A 15,322-nucleotide genomic window follows, 5' to 3' on the forward strand; every position below is an offset into this window, starting at 1 on the left:
CATGTCTAGACAAGGATGTGCTACGCATGAGGTCGCAGGAGCAGCTACTGGACGCCGCGTCCCCGCCCGCGGCACGCAAGCGCTGGTACCGGGGGCTCGGAGCGCAGGTGGTCGCGGCCATGGCGCTCGGGATCATCGCCGGCGTGGTCTTCCCCGGCTTCGCGGCCGAGCTGAAGATCGTCGGAGATCTGTTCCTGGCGCTGGTCAAGGCCGGAGTCGCCCCTCTGGTCTTCTTCACGATCGTCATGGGCATCGCCTCCGCGGGCGATCTGAAGAAGGCAGGCCGCGTCGGGTTCCTGGCCCTGGTCTACTTCGAGGTCGTCTCCACCGTCGCGCTGCTCCTCGGCCTGGTGGCCGCGAACCTGTTCGGCGTGGGCAAGGGCGCCGAGCTCGACGCGGGCGCCGCTTCGGCGCAGGCGCCGAAGGCCGAGGCGGGCGAACACGGGTTCACCGCCTTCCTCAAGGACATCGTCCCGGACAACTTCGCCGGGGCCTTCTCCTCCGGCCAACTGCTCCAAGTCGTGGTCCTGGCCGTCCTGTTCGGCGTCGGCCTGCTCTCGCTCAAGCCGCAAATGCAGGACAGGATCAACTCCGGCCTGGAAGTCGTCTCCGAGGCGTTCTTCGGTTTCGTCAACGTCGTCATGAAGCTCGCGCCCCTCGGCACCTTCGGCGCCGTCGCCTACTCGGTCGGCACCAACGGCAGCGACATGCTCTTCGCCCTGACCGAACTCGTCCTGGAGTACTGGCTGGTCATCGGCGTCTTCGTCTTCGGCGTCCTGGGGCTGGTCTGCATGCTGGCCGGCTTCAACATCCTGCGCATCCTGCAGTACGTCCGCGTGGAGATGACCCTCGTCCTCGGTACCGCGTCCTCCGAAGCGGCGCTCCCCGGGCTGCTGAAGAAGCTCACCCGTATCGGATGCTCGAAACAGACCGTCGGCCTGGTCGTGCCCACCGGCTATGCCTTCAACCTCGACGGCACATCCCTCTACATGTCCATCTGCACCCTGTTCGTGGCCAACGTCTACGGCATCCCGATGGGCATCCCCGAGCAGCTCGGCCTTCTGCTGATCATGCTGCTCACGTCCAAGGGCGCGGCCACCGTCTCCGGCGGCACCTTCGTGGTCTTCGCCTCCACCGTGGCGGCCACCGGCTATCTGCCCGTCGAGGGCGTGGCCATCCTCTTCGGCGTCTACCGGTTCATGTCCATGGCCACCGCCTTCTGCAACACCTTCGGCAACGTCGTCGCCACGTTCGTCCTGGCCAAGTGGTGCAAGGAAATGGACGTCGACAAGGTCAACCGCGCCCTGGCCGACCCCAACGCGTTCCTGGCCCGGCCCGAGACCGACGAACCGGCCGACCGGCCGGCGTCGGAGCACACCCCGCGTCGCGGTGCGCCGGAGGACACCTCCGTACCCGCGGACGCCGTCGCGACCGCGCCCCACTCCCCCTCCGAGAAGTGAGACAGAGCATGAGCAGCACCGTCTTCGACTCCTTCCTGTTCCGCGACATGTTCGGCACCCCTGCCATGCGCGAGATCTTCAGCGACGCCGCGTACGTCCGACGCATCATCGACACCGAGACCGCGCTCGCCCGCGCCCAGGCCTCGGTCGGCATCATCCCCACCGAGGCCGCGGACCGGATCACCTCAGGGGCCGACTTCGACGGCCTGGACCTGGACCGGCTGCGGGCCGAGACGGAAATCGTCGGCTACCCGGTCCTGCCCATCATCAAGCAGGTCGCGGACCAGTGCGGCGACGCCGGTGGCTACCTCCACTGGGGCGCCACCACCCAGGACATCATGGACACCGCCGTGATGCTCCAGTGCAAACAGGGCGTGGCCCTCCTGGGGGATCAGCTCGATCGTGTACGCCGCGCCCTCCAGCGACTCGCGGAGGAGCACGTCGACACCGTCACCGCCGGCCGCACCCACCTCCAGCACGCCCTCCCCGTGACCTTCGGCTACCGCTGCGCCGTCTGGCTCTCCGCCCTGGACCGGCACGCCGAGCGTCTGGAACAGGCCCGCGAGCGCGCTCTGATGGTCCAGTTCGGCGGCGCCGCCGGAACCCTCGCCTCCCTGGGCGAAGGTCCCGAGGGCCTTCGGGCCCGTGCGGCCCTCGCGGCCGAACTGGGCTTGCGGGACCCCGCGATCACCTGGCATGTCGCGCGCGACGGCCTCGTGGAACTGGTCTCACTGTTCGCCGCGATCGGCGGCTCGCTCGGCAAGATCGCCTGGGACGTGATGATGATGTGCTCCTCCGAGTTCGGCGAACTCGCGGAACCCTTCGTCCCCGGACGCGGCGCCAGCTCGACCATGCCGCAGAAGCGCAATCCCATCTCCAGTGAGCTGATGTTCGCCGCCGCCAAGCTGCTGCGCGACAAGTCCTCGTCCCTGCTGGACGCGATGATGCAGGACTTCGAACGCGCCACCGGCCCCTGGCACTTGGAGTGGGCCGCCGTACCCGAAGCCTTCCTGCTGCTGTCCAGCTCGCTGCACCAGGCGGAGTTCATGCTCTCCGGTCTGGAGGTGAACGTGGACAGGATGCGTCAGAACACGCACATCACCGGCGGACTCATCGTCGCCGAAGCCGTCATGATGGACATCGCACCCGTTCTGGGCAGGCAGCGGGCCCACGACGTCGTCTACGAAGCCTGCCGCACCGCCATCGAGACCGGCACCAGCCTGGAAACCCAACTCCTCGACCACGCGGACCTGGTGAGCCGGCTCGGCGCCGAGCGCATCGGCCAGCTCTGCGACCCCGCCCGCTATCTCGGCAGCGCCACCACCATGACCCGTATGGTCATCAAGGCACCCGACCGCGGACCCAGCGATTCCCGCCGGTGAACGTTACTTGGATTCGACCCGCCCGAGCGGGTCGGGTCCGGCCGCCAGCGCGTCACACGCCGCCTGCCAAGCGGGATCCCCGGGGTAGAGCTCGGTGCGGAGGTAGGCCCAGGTGAGCCGCTGGACCGCGGACACCCGCTCGGGGTTCTCGTCCGTGGTCTCGGCGACGTCGTATCCGGAGACCCCGCCGAGTCCGTGCTCCGCGTCGAACAGGGTGAGCAGGGACTTGGGGCCCGGGGAGAGGACGTACGGATCGGCGTGCCAGTCCGGGCCCCGAACCGTCAGGTGGGCGGAGGCGTCCTTGTCGCCTGCGACCACGAGCGTGGGCGTCGTCATCTCGGAGAAGTCCGTGGTCAGGAGGAAGGAATAATTCTCGGCCGCGATCTCACTGAGGGCATCGCCGCCTCTGCCGGGCGCGGCGAGCAGTACGCCCGCCTTGATCCGGGGCTCGGCCAGGTTCACTTCCGTTCCGTCGTGCGGATCGGTGAGCCGGGCGCCCAGCAGCAGGCTCGCGGTGTGACCGCCCATCGAGTGGCCGGCCACGGCGACCTTGCTTCGGTCCAGGCGCCCGAGGAGCTGCGGGACCGCGGCCTCGATCACATCGAGCTGGTCGAGGATGCGCCGCATGTCCTCGGCCCGGGATCGCCAGTACAGAGGCGCCCCGGGGGTATCGGGATCCAGGCTCAGCGTCCTCGAACTCAGATGGGTGGGCTGGATCACGACGAAGCCGTGCGCCGCCCAGTAGTTGGCGAGGGGGGCGTAACCGTTGAGTGAGGAGAGGTGGTTCGAGTAGCCCTGGCCGTGCGAGAGGAGGATGACCGGCAGCTCGCTCCCGGTCACGGGCGCGGAGACCCGTATCTCCAGGTCCACGGCCCGGCCGGGTGCTGACAGCACCACCGGGCTGACCGAGAGGACGGGAGTGGGCGAGCCGAAGGGGTCGGCCGCGTAGGTCGATTCGCTCATGACGTGTATGTCCGTTCGATGGCCTCTGCTGCCGGTCTTATTCGGTCGGCGGCGGGGGGCGAGGCGGTCAGGAGTGTCCGGCTTCAGCTAAGCTAAAAGCGGAACGTTGTTCCGATTAACATACGGAACAGTGTTCCGCTTTGTCAACGGCCGCCGGAAGGAGAGCGCGGTGCCCACTGCAAGCCACTCGGGGGAGGTGCCGGCCCGGAGCAAACGGGCCGACGCGCTGCGCAACCAGCAGACGCTGCTCGACGCCGCCGCCGCGGTGTTCGTCACCTCCGGCGTCGATGCGCCGATCCGTGAGATCGCGGCCAGAGCGGGCGTCGGGCTGGGAACGATCTACCGCCACTTCCCGACTCGGGCGGATCTCGTCGTCGCCGTCTACCGCCACCAGGTCGAAGCATGCGCCGAGGCCGGCCCGATCCTGCTGGCCGGCGCCGACTCCCCGCTCGCCGCTCTACGTCAGTGGGTCGACCTCTTCGTCGATTTCCTGGTCACGAAGCACGGACTCGCCAACGCGATGCAATCGGACAGCAGCGGCTTCGACGCGCTGCACACCTACTTCCTCGACCGACTGGTGCCCGTCTGCGCGCAATTGCTCGACGCCGCGGTCAACACCGGGGAAATCAGGCCCGGTACGCACGCCTACGAACTGATGCGCGGCATCGGCAACCTCTGCATCGGACGTGACAGCGACCCCCGCTATGACCCCCGCCGATTGGTCGAACTGCTCCTTCAGGGACTCCAGCGACCGCCGCGCTCATCCTGATGTCGGCGGTGAGCCCGAATACGGCGAGAGGCGGCGCCTTGTCAGAGGGGTGATGGTTTGAGCCGCTGGGCTGCGAGGACGCGAAGCTCGTTCCCCTCCGGATCGGCGAGCGTTGGGCGACGCAATGGAGCGTATGGGCTCTCCGATCCGGGCGCGCCCGAGAGCCAACCATGAGTTCACACAATCTGATGAGCCGCCAGCAGGACGATGACGAACGCGATCGACCGGTTCTCACATAGGTTCACCGGGTTCGGTGCCAGAGTGGTGGCATGAAGTACATGGTGCTGATGCACGCCGATCCCGCTGCGACCGTAGCGATGTCCGAAGCAGACCGCGCCGAGGTGTTCCGCAGACACGAAGCGCTCCACCGAGACGTGGCGGGCACCGGCGAGATGCTGAACGGAGCCGGGTTGGCCCACCCGAAGGACACGACGACTATCCGGTGGTCCAGGGAAGGATCGACGACGACGGACGGGCCGCTCACGGAAGCAACGGAACACACTGAGGCAACGGAACAGCTGACGGCCTACTTCGTGATCGACTGCACAAGCCTGGAACGGGCGCGTGCGATCGCCGAACGCGTCGTTGATTTCCATGTCGTAGCGGTCGAGGTGCGGCCCATCCACGACTGGTTCGGAATGGGCGAAACCTGATCGGCCCCGCCGCCCTGTTCCGCCGCCGAGTGTGACGAGGCCACCGCCGCGCGGGATCCGGGGATTGCCGCCACGCGCAAGGCCCCCGGGGGCCGGGGGCACTCATCTGCCGAGCTCAGAGGGGTGCCGGTTGTCGTCCATATGGGGGTGCGGGACACTGGAAGGGCCCGGCGATGGGGCTCGCCGTAACCGCACCGAGCGGGTGCTGATGGCCTCTACCTGATGTAGCCGTCCGGCACTACGGGAGGTAGAGCGATGCCTCGTATCAGCGTCACAGTTGAATCGACCACGGGGTCCGCCATCGGAAGCCGGGGTGCGGTACACAGTGTGCCCGAGCCGCCCGGGCGTCTCGGTGGCTGGCCTGTGGGCAAGGGGAACGTCCTGGACACGCTCGGTGTGGACGGCCGGCCCGTCGAGGCTCTGGTCCTGATGCAGGAGCCGGCCCTGCCCGGGGATGAGGTGGCGGCGCGGCCGGTGGCCCTGCTCCATCTGAGCGAAGCGGATCGGGACCGTGACGAACTGGTGTGTGTAGCCGAAGCCGAGCCCTTCGCCGACCTGGTGGACGTCCCGGATCTCGGCCGCCGACACGCCGGCCCCAGCGCCTGGGCGGGGGTGCTGGCCCGGTTGTCGCACGGCTCGGCACCTCGGGTGACCGGTTACGGGCAGCGCGCGGAGGCAGACCAACTGGTTGAGCAGGCGCGACACAGCTATCTGCAGCTCACCGGATGTCTGGAATGAGCCGTGCGGTGGGCGGTGAGAGGAGGAACAGAGGTTTGGTCAGGATGCTGGAAGGCCCCGCGCCGGGGCGGGACACTGCCGAGACGGCCGAAGAGCCGGCCGACGGAGCGGAGTTCGAGACCTTCGCCCACCTGGACCGGCTCCTCGGCCTGGACTTGATCCGCGGGATCGGCCGTGCGTACGTGCCGAGCGGCGCGCGAGGCGGATGAGCGCCATGCCGAATCCCGCTCATGCCCGGCTGATCGTCCTGCGTCACGCCAAGTCCGCCTGGCCGGACGTGCCCGATCATGACCGGCCGCTCGCGGCCCGGGGCCGCCGGGACGCCCCGGCGGCCGGCCGGTGGCTGCGCGCGGCGGGGTGCGTGCCCGACCTTGTCATCTGCTCCACCGCCCGCCGTACGCGGGAGACATGGGCGCTGGTCGCGCCGGAACTCGACGCCTGGCCAATGGTCTTCTACGACCCGCGTGTGTACGAGGCGAGCGCGGCCGGGCTGCTCGGCGTGCTGCATGACGTCCCCGAGGGGCAGCGGACCGTGCTGCTGATCGGCCACCAGCCCGGAGTGCAGGACGCCGTACTGTCGCTGGCCGGGCACGGGGACGACGAGGCGATGGCACAGGCGCGGGGGAAGTTTCCGACCTCCGCCATCGCGGTCCTGGCACTGCCGGGCAGATGGGCCGAACTCGCGCCGGGCACCGCGACCCTCACCGATTTCGCCGTTCCCCGCGGTCTCGCCGGGCGTTGAGCACTCCGCTGTCCAGGAGGCCGAAGAGCACACCGCCGGCTACGTCCTTCAGTTCGTATGGGCCCGCGCCGGTCCGGGCGGTCCAGGTCGGCTGGAGTCCTGGCGCAAGACCAGGCAGACGAAGCCGCCGCAGCAGATCCGGACCGCCGCTGACGCCGCAGGGTGAGATCGGCTGGGACATCTCGGTGAACTCCACCATCGTGCGAGCTCGCACCGTCGAGCGATCGGCCGGACAAGTCCCAGGTCGTGCGTAGGCACGAGGTGAACGCGGGAACGGCCGAGCCCACCGCGACGACGCCCGGGTGGGCGTGCCCTCCGGGGTCAGGGGCCTCACGGTCTGCTGGAGTTCTGGGCATTCCACTGCTCTCGGGTGATCGCATACTCGACTGCGCGCAGATCGGTGCCCGGAGGCCAGTCACCGGGGTCCGCATGGAATGTACGGACGCACTGCAACCGGCCGGCGGCCATCGTCGCCCGGGAGGCGTTGTTGGCCGCCGCTGTCATGGCGAAGATCCGGGTCAGCCCGAGGTCTTCGAACCCGTACCGGACCAGCTCACGAGATCCCTCGCTCGCGAGTCCTTGACGCCAGTAGCGCCGCAGAAGCCAATAGCCGAGTTCGGCCTGCCCTTCGACCGGTTCCTGGTCGTCAGGTTCCGGTGCTCGCAGGATCCAGTAGCCGGCGAGGAAGCTGGTCACCTCGGCGATCACCTCCGGGGACGGCTTGAGGCAGAAAGGGAGCGCGACCGTGCCCGAACGACCGAAACCCCGAACTAATAACCGGCCTAGGCGCCCCAGCGTCTCTATGCCAACCTCAGCCCATGAAGAAGATCACCGCGCTGGCCGCCACCGGCCTATTCACCGCGACGCTGCTGTCCGGGTCCGTTCACACCGCTCAGGCCGCACCTGGGCCGGACTGGAACAAGACCGCCCACTGCAAGGCCACCGACCCCGAGGGACGCCACATCGTCACCAGGGTTGGAAACGCCCATCTCGGGTGGAACCATTTCACTCACCGGCACAACATCCGTGTCTGCAAAATCATTGACGCCGCCGTTAAGGGCAAGGTCGACCGCAACGACCATCACGGGCGCCTGGAATACGATGGCGTCGCCGTCAAGACCGGCAACAGGCCCCAGACAGTGCACTTCGTCGTCATCGTGCAGTACTCCCGTTACACCAAGGACAAGAAGTATGACGCCGGCAGAGGGCAGAAGATCGGCGTAGTCAACGCGTTCTGCCGCAACCAGCCGCACAACAAGTGCCCTGCTTGGATGAATAAGTGACACACCCCGAAGACCGCCAGCAGCAGGCCGCCATCAGCCGCCTGCTGCTGTACTACCTCAACGCCCCCATTGCCGAAGGCTGCCGCCTGCGTGGCGTCCTGCCCGCCTCCGACGCCGTACGGATCGCCATCCGCGCCGGGGACGGCGAGAGCAGCGAGACGTTCCTCTACGAGATCCCCCATGACACCGTGGCCCCCGCCCACATCCCCGGCATCCTGCGCACCGTACTGTCCGGGACCCAGCTCTACAGCAGTGACGACATCAGCGAGGTCCTCGGGATGACTCTCATCCGCCTTCACCCGGAGGAGATCACCCCCGCCCCCGAGCCCGAGGAGGACCAGGCCCTCAGCGTCCTGCGTGCTCTGTCCGACCCCGGCGACGACGAGAACCCCTTCCTGATCGGCTTTCTGATGAAAGACGACAGCCTGATGCGCCTGTACGTACAGCATCCGGACTGCTCCGGCCTCATCGGCGTCGACATCCACCTCACCGACACACTCACCGCGCTGACCGCCTCGCTCCCTTCCCTCATCGAGGAAACAGAGCGCCACCAGCCCGCACCGGACGATCCCCACTGCGATCTCATCGTGGACCTGACTGACTGTTAGGGCACGGGCCTGGTTAAACCCTGAGCCCGGACCTCATGACCTGGACCCGCCGTCGCACCATCTGGGGCACCACCCGCCCGGGCCGCCGACTACGGTCAGGTCCTCGCCGCGCATCAGCGCGCCGACGGCGCCGCGGTGCGAGTGGCCGCAGACGACGATGTCCGTGACCCCGAGCACCTCGACCGCGTACTCGATAGTGGCTGCCTCGCGAACCGGGTCGCCGTATTTCGCACCTAGCGTCTCCTCTCCCTACTTCGCCTGCATCACCAGTCTGGCTGTGCTCATCGATCCGCCCGGCGACTTCCCGGGTTGTTACGCGGCCGCGTGCTCAGCTGATCTGCTTCCGGCCGAGGCAGGGTGATGGATGCGTCCTCTTCGAGCACGTTGGTGCCGCTGTTGACGACCACGCCGTCGACCCCGGGCAGCGCGAGCGCGGCATCTGCAAAACGCTCCGACGGCGGCGTGTCACGCGGGCGTCCGTCGTTCGCTCACCGCTCTTGCCCCGGCGTACGGCGCCTGGAGGTGGACGACGAAGCCTCGTCCGGCGGGGGCGTCGACTGTCCGCGCTGCGGCTCGGCTTCGTCCTCGGACGGCTCGTACGTGGTCATATCGAGGAGGACGAGCGCGTCATGGGAGGGGGTACCGGGCTCGGCGTAATAGCTGACCAGGCGGTGACCAGGGGTGCCTTCCAGTTGCATGCCCTGGTAGTTGAGGGTGAAGGTGCCGACGTCGGGGTGATGGTAGGTCTTGCGACCGTACGCGTGCGCCTTGACGTCGTAGCGCTCCCAGAGGCGCGCGAAGTCCGGGCTCTTGAGGAGGAGTTCGCCGACGAGGTGAGTGAGGTCGGGGGCGTCAGGGTCGGTGCCGGCCAGGGCCCGCAGTCGGGCGATGCAGCCGAGCAGTGTGTGCTCCCAGTCGTCGAAGAGCTCGCGGGCGGCGGGGTGGAGAAAGGCGTAGCGCGCGATGTTCCGCCGCTTTACCGGCCAGTCCTCGATGCCGGTGAACAGTCGCAGCCCGGCGGGGTTCCAGGCGAGCAGGTCGTTGGTGCGGCTGGCTATGTAGGCGGGGCCCGGTCGCAGGCTGTCCAGTATCAGACTGACGCCGGGCCGCAAGGTTCCGCCGGCCGCGATGGGCGGTTCGGGCGCCGTCCGGGCGGCGTGGACGGCGAGGCTGCGCAGGTGCTCATGCTCGTGGGTCTCCAGCCGCAGGGCCCGGGCGAGGGCGTCGACGACGGACGGGCTGGGGTTGGTCTCTTTGCCGCGTTCCAGGCGTGCGTAGTAGTCGATGCTGATACCGGCCAGGGTGGCCAGTTCCTCACGGCGCAGCCCGGGCGTACGTCGCAGCCCGCCGCCCGCCGCAAGGCCGACGTCCTTGGGAGTCACCTGGGCCCGGCGGGCCCGCAGGTAGCGCCCCAGCTCGGTGCTGCCGCCGACGGGCTGCTGCTCACGTCTCATACTGTCCAGTATGCCGGGCATGTGACCTGCGAGGCAGGTGCGTGGGGTGCCCTGTCACAGCACGGAACACCGCTCCCCGGTACGACGCGGCCTACCACGCGGCGTACGGAGCGGGGAGGCTTCAAGGCATGTTGCGGATGGTCCTCACGTCAAGGAATCCGCAAGGGGCGAGGAGTCTGAGCTCACCTCCGTAAAGCGCCGCGGACGATCGCAAGGCGCAGGAGCCTGCGAGTGGGCGAGCACGGGCGGGCGGGCAGCGCCGATGGCTGTGGGCGAGCGTCCGAAGAAACGAAGGAGCGGTCACCGTGAAGCACATCAACTGGCCCAGGGTGAGTACGTCATCCCGATCCCCCGGACCAAGACTCCGCCTCTCCATCAATCTCGTTTCATTTCAAGGAAGATCGGAAGAGTCTCATGCGAGCAACAGTGATGTACGGCGCCGGTGACGTCCGCGTGGAGAACGTCCCTGACCCTCGGATCCAGAACCCCACCGACGCGATCGTCCGGGTGGTGCTCGCCTGTGTCTGCGGCAGCGACCTGTGGCCGTACGCCTCCATGCCGGCCTCGGACCAGGGCAGGCGCATGGGGCACGAGTTCCTCGGCATCGTCGAGGAAACCGGCTCCGAAGTTTCCGGTGTGAAGGCCGGTGACCTGGTGGTCGCCCCCTTCCTCTGGGCGGACAACACCTGCGTCTTCTGCGAGGAAGGTCTGCATACGGCCTGCCCGCACGGCGGCCAGTGGGGCCCGAACGGGGTGGACGGCGGTCAGGGCGAGGCCGTACGGGTGCCGCAGGCCCAGGGCACGCTGGTCAAGCTACCGGTGGCCGAGGACTCCGCACTCCTGCCGTCGCTGCTCAGCCTTTCCGACGTACTCTGCACCGGGCACCACAGCGCGGTGAAGGCAGGGGTCAGCCCGCGCACGACCGTGACGGTGATCGGTGACGGCGCGGTCGGACTGTCCGCGGTACTGGCTGCCAAGCGGCTCGGAGCCGAGCGGATCATCCTGATGGGACGCCACAAGGACCGTACCGACCTGGGCCGCGACTTCGGCGCCACCGACATCGTTCCCGAGCGCGGCGAGGAAGGCATCGCCCGCGTGCGGGAGCTGACCGGAGGCCTGGGTACCCATGCCGTACTGGAGTGCGTCGGCGCGCTGTCGGCGTTCGAGATGGGCTTGGGCGTGGTCCGCCCCGGCGGTGCGATCAGCCGGGTCGGCGTGCCGCAGTACGGCGAGATCCCCTTCGGCTTCACGGACTTCGCGAAGAACGTCACCCTCACGGGCGGTGTGGCCCCGGCCCGCGCCTACATGGAGGAACTGCTGCCCGACATCCTTGAGGGGAAGATCGAACCCGGCCGGGTCTTCGACCGGACCGTCGACCTGAACGACACCCCGGACGCCTACCGCGCGATGGCCGACCGTGATGCGCTGAAGGTCCTCATCGAGCCCTGACCCCACCCGTACCTCCAACAGCGGCGGCCGGCATCCCCACGTCCGCCTTCGGAGGGGACTGTCGTCCGTCGTCAGCTGCGCTTCTTCCCGGTGGCTTTCGAAGCGGGCTCGGTGACCGTTGCGTCGAGGAGGACGATCTTGTCGTGCTCGGGGGTGCCGGGTTCGGCGTAGAACACAACGAGGCGGTGGCCGGGGGTGCCTTCCAGTTGCATGGACTGGTACCCGAGGGTGAGGTCACCGACCTGCGGATGGTGGAAGGACTTGTCACCGCCGGGGTGCGGCTGCACGTCGTAGTGCTTCCATCGACGTGCGAACTCCGGGCTTTCGAGCAGGAGTCCGTCGATGAGCTCGGCAAGGCCGGCGGTGTCGGGTTCGGTACCGGCCAGTACGCGCATACGGCCGACACAGGTGCGGACCTGCTCGTCCCAGTCCGCGAACAGCTTCGGCGCATGCGGGTCGAGGAAGAGATAACGCAAGGCATTGCGTTCCTCGGGCGGGCGCTCCTCCATCCCCGCGAACAGCCGGAGCCCGCCAGGGTTGGTGGCGAGAATGTCCATCGTGGGGCTTATCACGTATGCGGGGTTGGGGCGCAGCCTCTCCAGCATCAGCTCGATGTCGGGCCGTACCGTCCGGTCGGCCGAGGCCGACGGTTCGGGCTCCGCCCTCCTACCGGCACGCACGGCAAGTTCGCGCAGGTGGTCATGGTCGTGCGCGTCCAGCCGGAGGGCCCGGGCGAGGGCGTCGACAACGGATGGACTGGGGTTGGCCTCCTGGCCGCGTTCCAGGCGCGCGTAATAGTCGATGCTGATACCGGCCAGGGTGGCCAGCTCCTCACGGCGCAGCCCAGGAGTTCGGCGCAGCCCGGCGCCCGGCACAAGACCGACATCCTCGGGAGCCACCTGGGCCCGGCGGGTTCGCAGGAAGATCCCCAGCCCGCTGCCGCCGACGTTGCGCTGCTCGCGTGCCATGCGGTTCAGTATGGCAGGCGAGGCAGCCGGGGACCGCGTGGTGCTCGATGACGTCGTTGCGCACGTCTCCGAGAGCCTCGGTGGCCCCAGTTGTTCTGGTTTCAGCGGCGAGTACTGGAAGGCCGCGCTCGTTCTCTACCGCTGCTGTGTCGCCGTGCCCGCGCCATGGCAGCACGGCAGCCCTGAGGCGCGAGACCTCAGGGCCAGATACCGAAGGGGGTGTACTACCTGCGGTCGTATTCTTCGTCGGTGACGAGGTCGCCCCATTCGGTCGCGCCGTCCCCCTCACCATCGGTGTCCACCATGGCAAGGTGGATCATGAAGTGCTCGCGGGTGGCACCATGCCAGTGCCACTCCCCGGGCGGCGTATAGATGGTGTCGCCCGGGCGCATGACGATCAACTTGCCGCCGCGTGCCCGGACGAGCCCGATGCCCTCTGTGACGTGCAGGGTCTGCCCGAGGACGTGCCGGTGCCAGGCGGTGCGGGCACAGGGCGAGAAACGCACCATGCTGGCGCGCAGCCGCGAGAGCTCCACACCAGCCGTGATGTTGTCGACCCAGACGTCACCGGTGAACCGCTCGGCCGGTCCCTTGGCAGACGGCTGCTTCGGCAGCTTCTCCGTTGTGGGACGCGCGCCGGACCCGGCCTCGCCGGCGTAGGCGGAGTGGCCGCTGAAGGTGAGTCCGGTCAGCGCCGCGGGTACGGAGACGCCTGCGGAGGCACGTAGTACGGATCGGCGGTCCCAGTTGCTGCTCAGTGCCGACATGGCTGTCGTCCTTTCTCCTTCGGATGCGCACCGCGGTCTTGGGTGCGCGGGCTTGCCGGCCTGCCTGGCTGCGAACATGTCCTGGAAGGTGGCCCGGGTCCTCCATGCCGCCCAGCGGTCACCCAACAGGCTCGTGACGTCGACGGCGCTCGGCGCGGCAACGGTCTTGACGCGACAATTCGGTCTGCTCGGCGTTACGGCACACAGCCCCCGAGGGTGCGGATGCCCCAGGAGCACAGCGTCTTCCCGGCAGGTTCATGACGCGTGCTCAGCCGGCTGACCGCGCCCTTCCGATCGATCCTGCCGCCCGGTCCACCATCTCGCGGGCCCGCAGAGAGGAGAATTCCATCCTGGGAGGAGAAGATCCAGGTGCGTGGGGAGCCCTGCCACAGCACGGAACACCAGTCCCTGGCACAGCACGGCCTTCCATATGACAGCCCCAGCCTGATCCCCAGCGGGTGATCTCATGCTCATACGTGGAATACCGATCGAACTGGTCGTCCGCCGACTCGCTTCCGGGGCCGGCACCAACGTGCCTCGCCCGCACCCGCGGTGCTCTACGGCTCGTGGGCCAAGCCTCCGACAGATGGTCCCGCCTATAGCAGAGAAGTGATCAGCTCGGGCGAAATGTTGGGGGCCCTGTCACTCCGTCGATCAGCGCTCCCTGGCACAACACGGCCTGCCACATGGCGAGTCCTTCCAGCAAGGTGAGTCGGGAACGCGGAAGATCCGCGCGGTCGTGGTTGGCGCGCTGTTCGTGGCAGGCCCGCCGTCGGTCGCAGGAGGAACGAGCGAGGCCGATACGGCCACTCAACGGGCGTACAGCCTTCGGCCACCGGGGATTTCCAGGGCGCCGCAAAGGTGGAGGGCCTTCTTTCCGCGCCCCCGGGACGAAAGTCGAACTGAATGGGAAAGGCCGGAAGGAGGCTCATGCCGCGCGACAAGACAACCCGATTCGTGCTCGCTCTGGCCGCTCTCCTGGTGGCCCTTCAGTTCATCGGCGTGATGGTGCCCGGCGCGACCGGGCACGCCATCTACAGCCCTGCCCCGGCACCAATGGAGTGGTCCACGAGCGTGGTCACCGCCGACCTCGGGGACGAGTTCGCCACCTGTGGCGACGGCGAGCAGATCGTGGACCCAGCCTCCTGGCTGGGGGGCCGTGACCGCCACCGCTCCGCCCCGGAGCCCGACACCAGGCCCTGCGCCGGCGGTGTCAGGGGAGACGAGTTCACCGCGCTGCCCCCCGGCGGCCTCACGGTGTCGCACCTCGCGGCGAGATCCTCGGCTCCCCACTCACTCACGTCACTTCAGGTGTTCCGCTGCTGATCTGTTCAGCACCCGCGCCGATCCCCCGGTCGTCCCCTCACTGATGACCGGCGTCCGTCCTCGTGAACTCTCCGAACTGCGGACCGCGGGCAACATGCTCCCCCGTATACCTCCCCGTGGTGTGCGGCACTCGCTCTGCCGCGCCGTCGGCGCGCTGGTACGCGATGACGACCTCACTGTGTGCCCGCGGCGCGCGACTGGCTCACGCATGCTGCTTCGCGCTGCGAAGGGGACGTCGACGACCCGGTCGTCGCCGAAGGAGTACGGAACAGTGTCCGGCGCAGTGGCTGAGACTGCGCGCGTACCCGAGTGCCGAGGCGCGTCTGAGCGCGAACTGACCGACCCCGCACGGCTGGTTCTGCGAGCGGCGCCATGGACCACCGGACGAAGGTCCCTCGCCTACGCCATGACTTGAGGACGGTCATCGACCTCACAACCGACGTACAGCCAGGCAATACACGCGACACAACAGGAAGAACACTCCATGAGTAAGACCTCGAAGTCGGCCGGCGACGAAATGCCCGCCGGCTGGGCAGGCGACCAGTCCTCACTGACAGGGGCTTGCGCGTGAAGCCGAAATACAAGGGGATCGTCCTGATTTCTGGTGCCTTGTTGGCCATGGCGGCACTCATCTACGTCAACCTGCAGAACGTGCGGGACACGGGGCGGCGAGGAGTTTCCTCGGCGAGCGAAGGCAGAACGCCTGAGGACGGGCACCGGTCGAGCGCACTGAACCGGATAGCCCGGGTGGAGTTCTAGC

At 68.2% G+C, this 15,322-nt stretch carries 17 protein-coding genes, 1 pseudogene and 1 riboswitch; of the genes and pseudogenes, 12 read left to right on the forward strand and 6 right to left on the reverse strand.

Annotated features, from left to right (window positions below):
• Positions 1-26 precede the first annotated feature (26 nt).
• Positions 27-1,460: a cation:dicarboxylate symporter family transporter gene (locus IF11_RS0106195; RefSeq protein WP_051745563.1), complete on the forward strand. Its 1,434-nt coding sequence runs from the start codon at positions 27-29 to the stop codon at positions 1,458-1,460.
• 8 nt (positions 1,461-1,468) lie between these two features.
• Positions 1,469-2,842 carry a class-II fumarase/aspartase family protein gene (locus tag IF11_RS0106200; RefSeq protein ID WP_030350412.1) on the forward strand — a complete coding sequence of 458 codons (1,374 nt, stop codon included), beginning with the start codon at positions 1,469-1,471 and terminating at the stop codon, positions 2,840-2,842.
• A gap of 3 nt (positions 2,843-2,845) precedes the next feature.
• Here IF11_RS0106200 and IF11_RS0106205 read toward each other — a convergent pair whose 3' ends face one another.
• Positions 2,846-3,805 carry an alpha/beta hydrolase family protein gene (locus IF11_RS0106205; RefSeq protein ID WP_030350413.1) on the reverse strand — a complete coding sequence of 320 codons (960 nt, stop codon included), beginning with the start codon at positions 3,803-3,805 and terminating at the stop codon, positions 2,846-2,848.
• A gap of 169 nt (positions 3,806-3,974) precedes the next feature.
• On the opposite strand from IF11_RS0106205, the gene IF11_RS0106210 reads away from it, so the two are divergent.
• The 5 genes from IF11_RS0106210 to IF11_RS0106230 all read left to right on the forward strand — a co-directional run bounded on the left by IF11_RS0106210 (position 3,975) and on the right by IF11_RS0106230 (position 6,707).
• Positions 3,975-4,574: a TetR/AcrR family transcriptional regulator gene (locus IF11_RS0106210; protein ID WP_030350414.1), complete on the forward strand. Its 600-nt coding sequence runs from the start codon at positions 3,975-3,977 to the stop codon at positions 4,572-4,574.
• 269 nt (positions 4,575-4,843) lie between these two features.
• Complete coding sequence (locus IF11_RS0106215) at positions 4,844-5,227, forward strand: YciI family protein (protein ID WP_030350415.1); 384 nt, start codon at positions 4,844-4,846, stop codon at positions 5,225-5,227.
• Positions 5,228-5,387: 160 nt separating this feature from the next.
• Positions 5,388-5,452, forward strand: a riboswitch (Fluoride riboswitch).
• A 102-nt stretch (positions 5,453-5,554) separates the two neighbouring features.
• Entirely contained in the window at positions 5,555-5,965 is a 411-nt protein-coding gene (locus IF11_RS0106220; RefSeq protein WP_157848414.1) for an inorganic diphosphatase, read from the forward strand.
• 35 nt (positions 5,966-6,000) lie between these two features.
• Positions 6,001-6,174: a hypothetical protein gene (locus IF11_RS40750; protein ID WP_169746433.1), complete on the forward strand. Its 174-nt coding sequence runs from the start codon at positions 6,001-6,003 to the stop codon at positions 6,172-6,174.
• Between the two features lie 5 nt (positions 6,175-6,179).
• Complete coding sequence (locus tag IF11_RS0106230) at positions 6,180-6,707, forward strand: SixA phosphatase family protein (protein WP_106979115.1); 528 nt, start codon at positions 6,180-6,182, stop codon at positions 6,705-6,707.
• Positions 6,708-7,037: 330 nt separating this feature from the next.
• Here IF11_RS0106230 and IF11_RS0106235 read toward each other — a convergent pair whose 3' ends face one another.
• A complete protein-coding gene (locus tag IF11_RS0106235) occupies positions 7,038-7,403 on the reverse strand; it encodes a GNAT family N-acetyltransferase (RefSeq protein WP_240627628.1) in 366 nt (121 codons plus the stop codon).
• 122 nt (positions 7,404-7,525) lie between these two features.
• Here IF11_RS0106235 and IF11_RS0106240 point away from each other — a divergent pair, with 122 nt between their 5' ends.
• Positions 7,526-7,990: a hypothetical protein gene (locus IF11_RS0106240; protein WP_051745567.1), complete on the forward strand. Its 465-nt coding sequence runs from the start codon at positions 7,526-7,528 to the stop codon at positions 7,988-7,990.
• Positions 7,987-8,598: a hypothetical protein gene (locus tag IF11_RS0106245; RefSeq protein WP_030350420.1), complete on the forward strand. Its 612-nt coding sequence runs from the start codon at positions 7,987-7,989 to the stop codon at positions 8,596-8,598. Before IF11_RS0106240 ends, IF11_RS0106245 begins: the two co-directional genes overlap by 4 nt.
• Before the next feature lie 51 nt (positions 8,599-8,649).
• On the opposite strand, the pseudogene IF11_RS38545 reads toward IF11_RS0106245, so the two are convergent.
• Positions 8,650-8,814 (reverse strand): annotated as a pseudogene (locus tag IF11_RS38545) (carbonic anhydrase); the annotation flags it as partial.
• 272 nt (positions 8,815-9,086) lie between these two features.
• Positions 9,087-10,052, reverse strand: coding sequence for a helix-turn-helix transcriptional regulator (locus tag IF11_RS0106250; RefSeq protein ID WP_051745652.1), 966 nt, complete (start codon positions 10,050-10,052; stop codon positions 9,087-9,089).
• Positions 10,053-10,466: 414 nt separating this feature from the next.
• On the opposite strand from IF11_RS0106250, the gene IF11_RS0106255 reads away from it, so the two are divergent.
• Complete coding sequence (locus IF11_RS0106255) at positions 10,467-11,501, forward strand: zinc-binding dehydrogenase (RefSeq protein ID WP_030350422.1); 1,035 nt, start codon at positions 10,467-10,469, stop codon at positions 11,499-11,501.
• 71 nt (positions 11,502-11,572) lie between these two features.
• Here IF11_RS0106255 and IF11_RS0106260 read toward each other — a convergent pair whose 3' ends face one another.
• Positions 11,573-12,469: a helix-turn-helix transcriptional regulator gene (locus IF11_RS0106260; RefSeq protein ID WP_030350423.1), complete on the reverse strand. Its 897-nt coding sequence runs from the start codon at positions 12,467-12,469 to the stop codon at positions 11,573-11,575.
• A gap of 224 nt (positions 12,470-12,693) precedes the next feature.
• Positions 12,694-13,236, reverse strand: a complete 543-nt coding sequence (locus IF11_RS0106265) for a (R)-mandelonitrile lyase (protein WP_078490500.1) — start codon at positions 13,234-13,236, stop codon at positions 12,694-12,696.
• A 930-nt stretch (positions 13,237-14,166) separates the two neighbouring features.
• Here IF11_RS0106265 and IF11_RS0106270 point away from each other — a divergent pair.
• Together IF11_RS0106270 and IF11_RS40755 are read left to right on the forward strand one after the other, a co-directional pair.
• A complete protein-coding gene (locus IF11_RS0106270; RefSeq protein WP_051745568.1) occupies positions 14,167-14,562 on the forward strand; it encodes a hypothetical protein in 396 nt (131 codons plus the stop codon).
• Between the two features lie 567 nt (positions 14,563-15,129).
• On the forward strand, positions 15,130-15,321 hold the full coding sequence (locus IF11_RS40755; RefSeq protein ID WP_133243230.1) for a hypothetical protein: 192 nt from the start codon (positions 15,130-15,132) through the stop codon (positions 15,319-15,321).
• The last annotated feature ends 1 nt before the right edge of the window (position 15,322 follow it).

The sequence above is a fragment of the Streptomyces scopuliridis RB72 genome, assembly GCF_000718095.1.
GTDB classification, from domain to species: domain Bacteria; phylum Actinomycetota; class Actinomycetes; order Streptomycetales; family Streptomycetaceae; genus Streptomyces; species Streptomyces scopuliridis.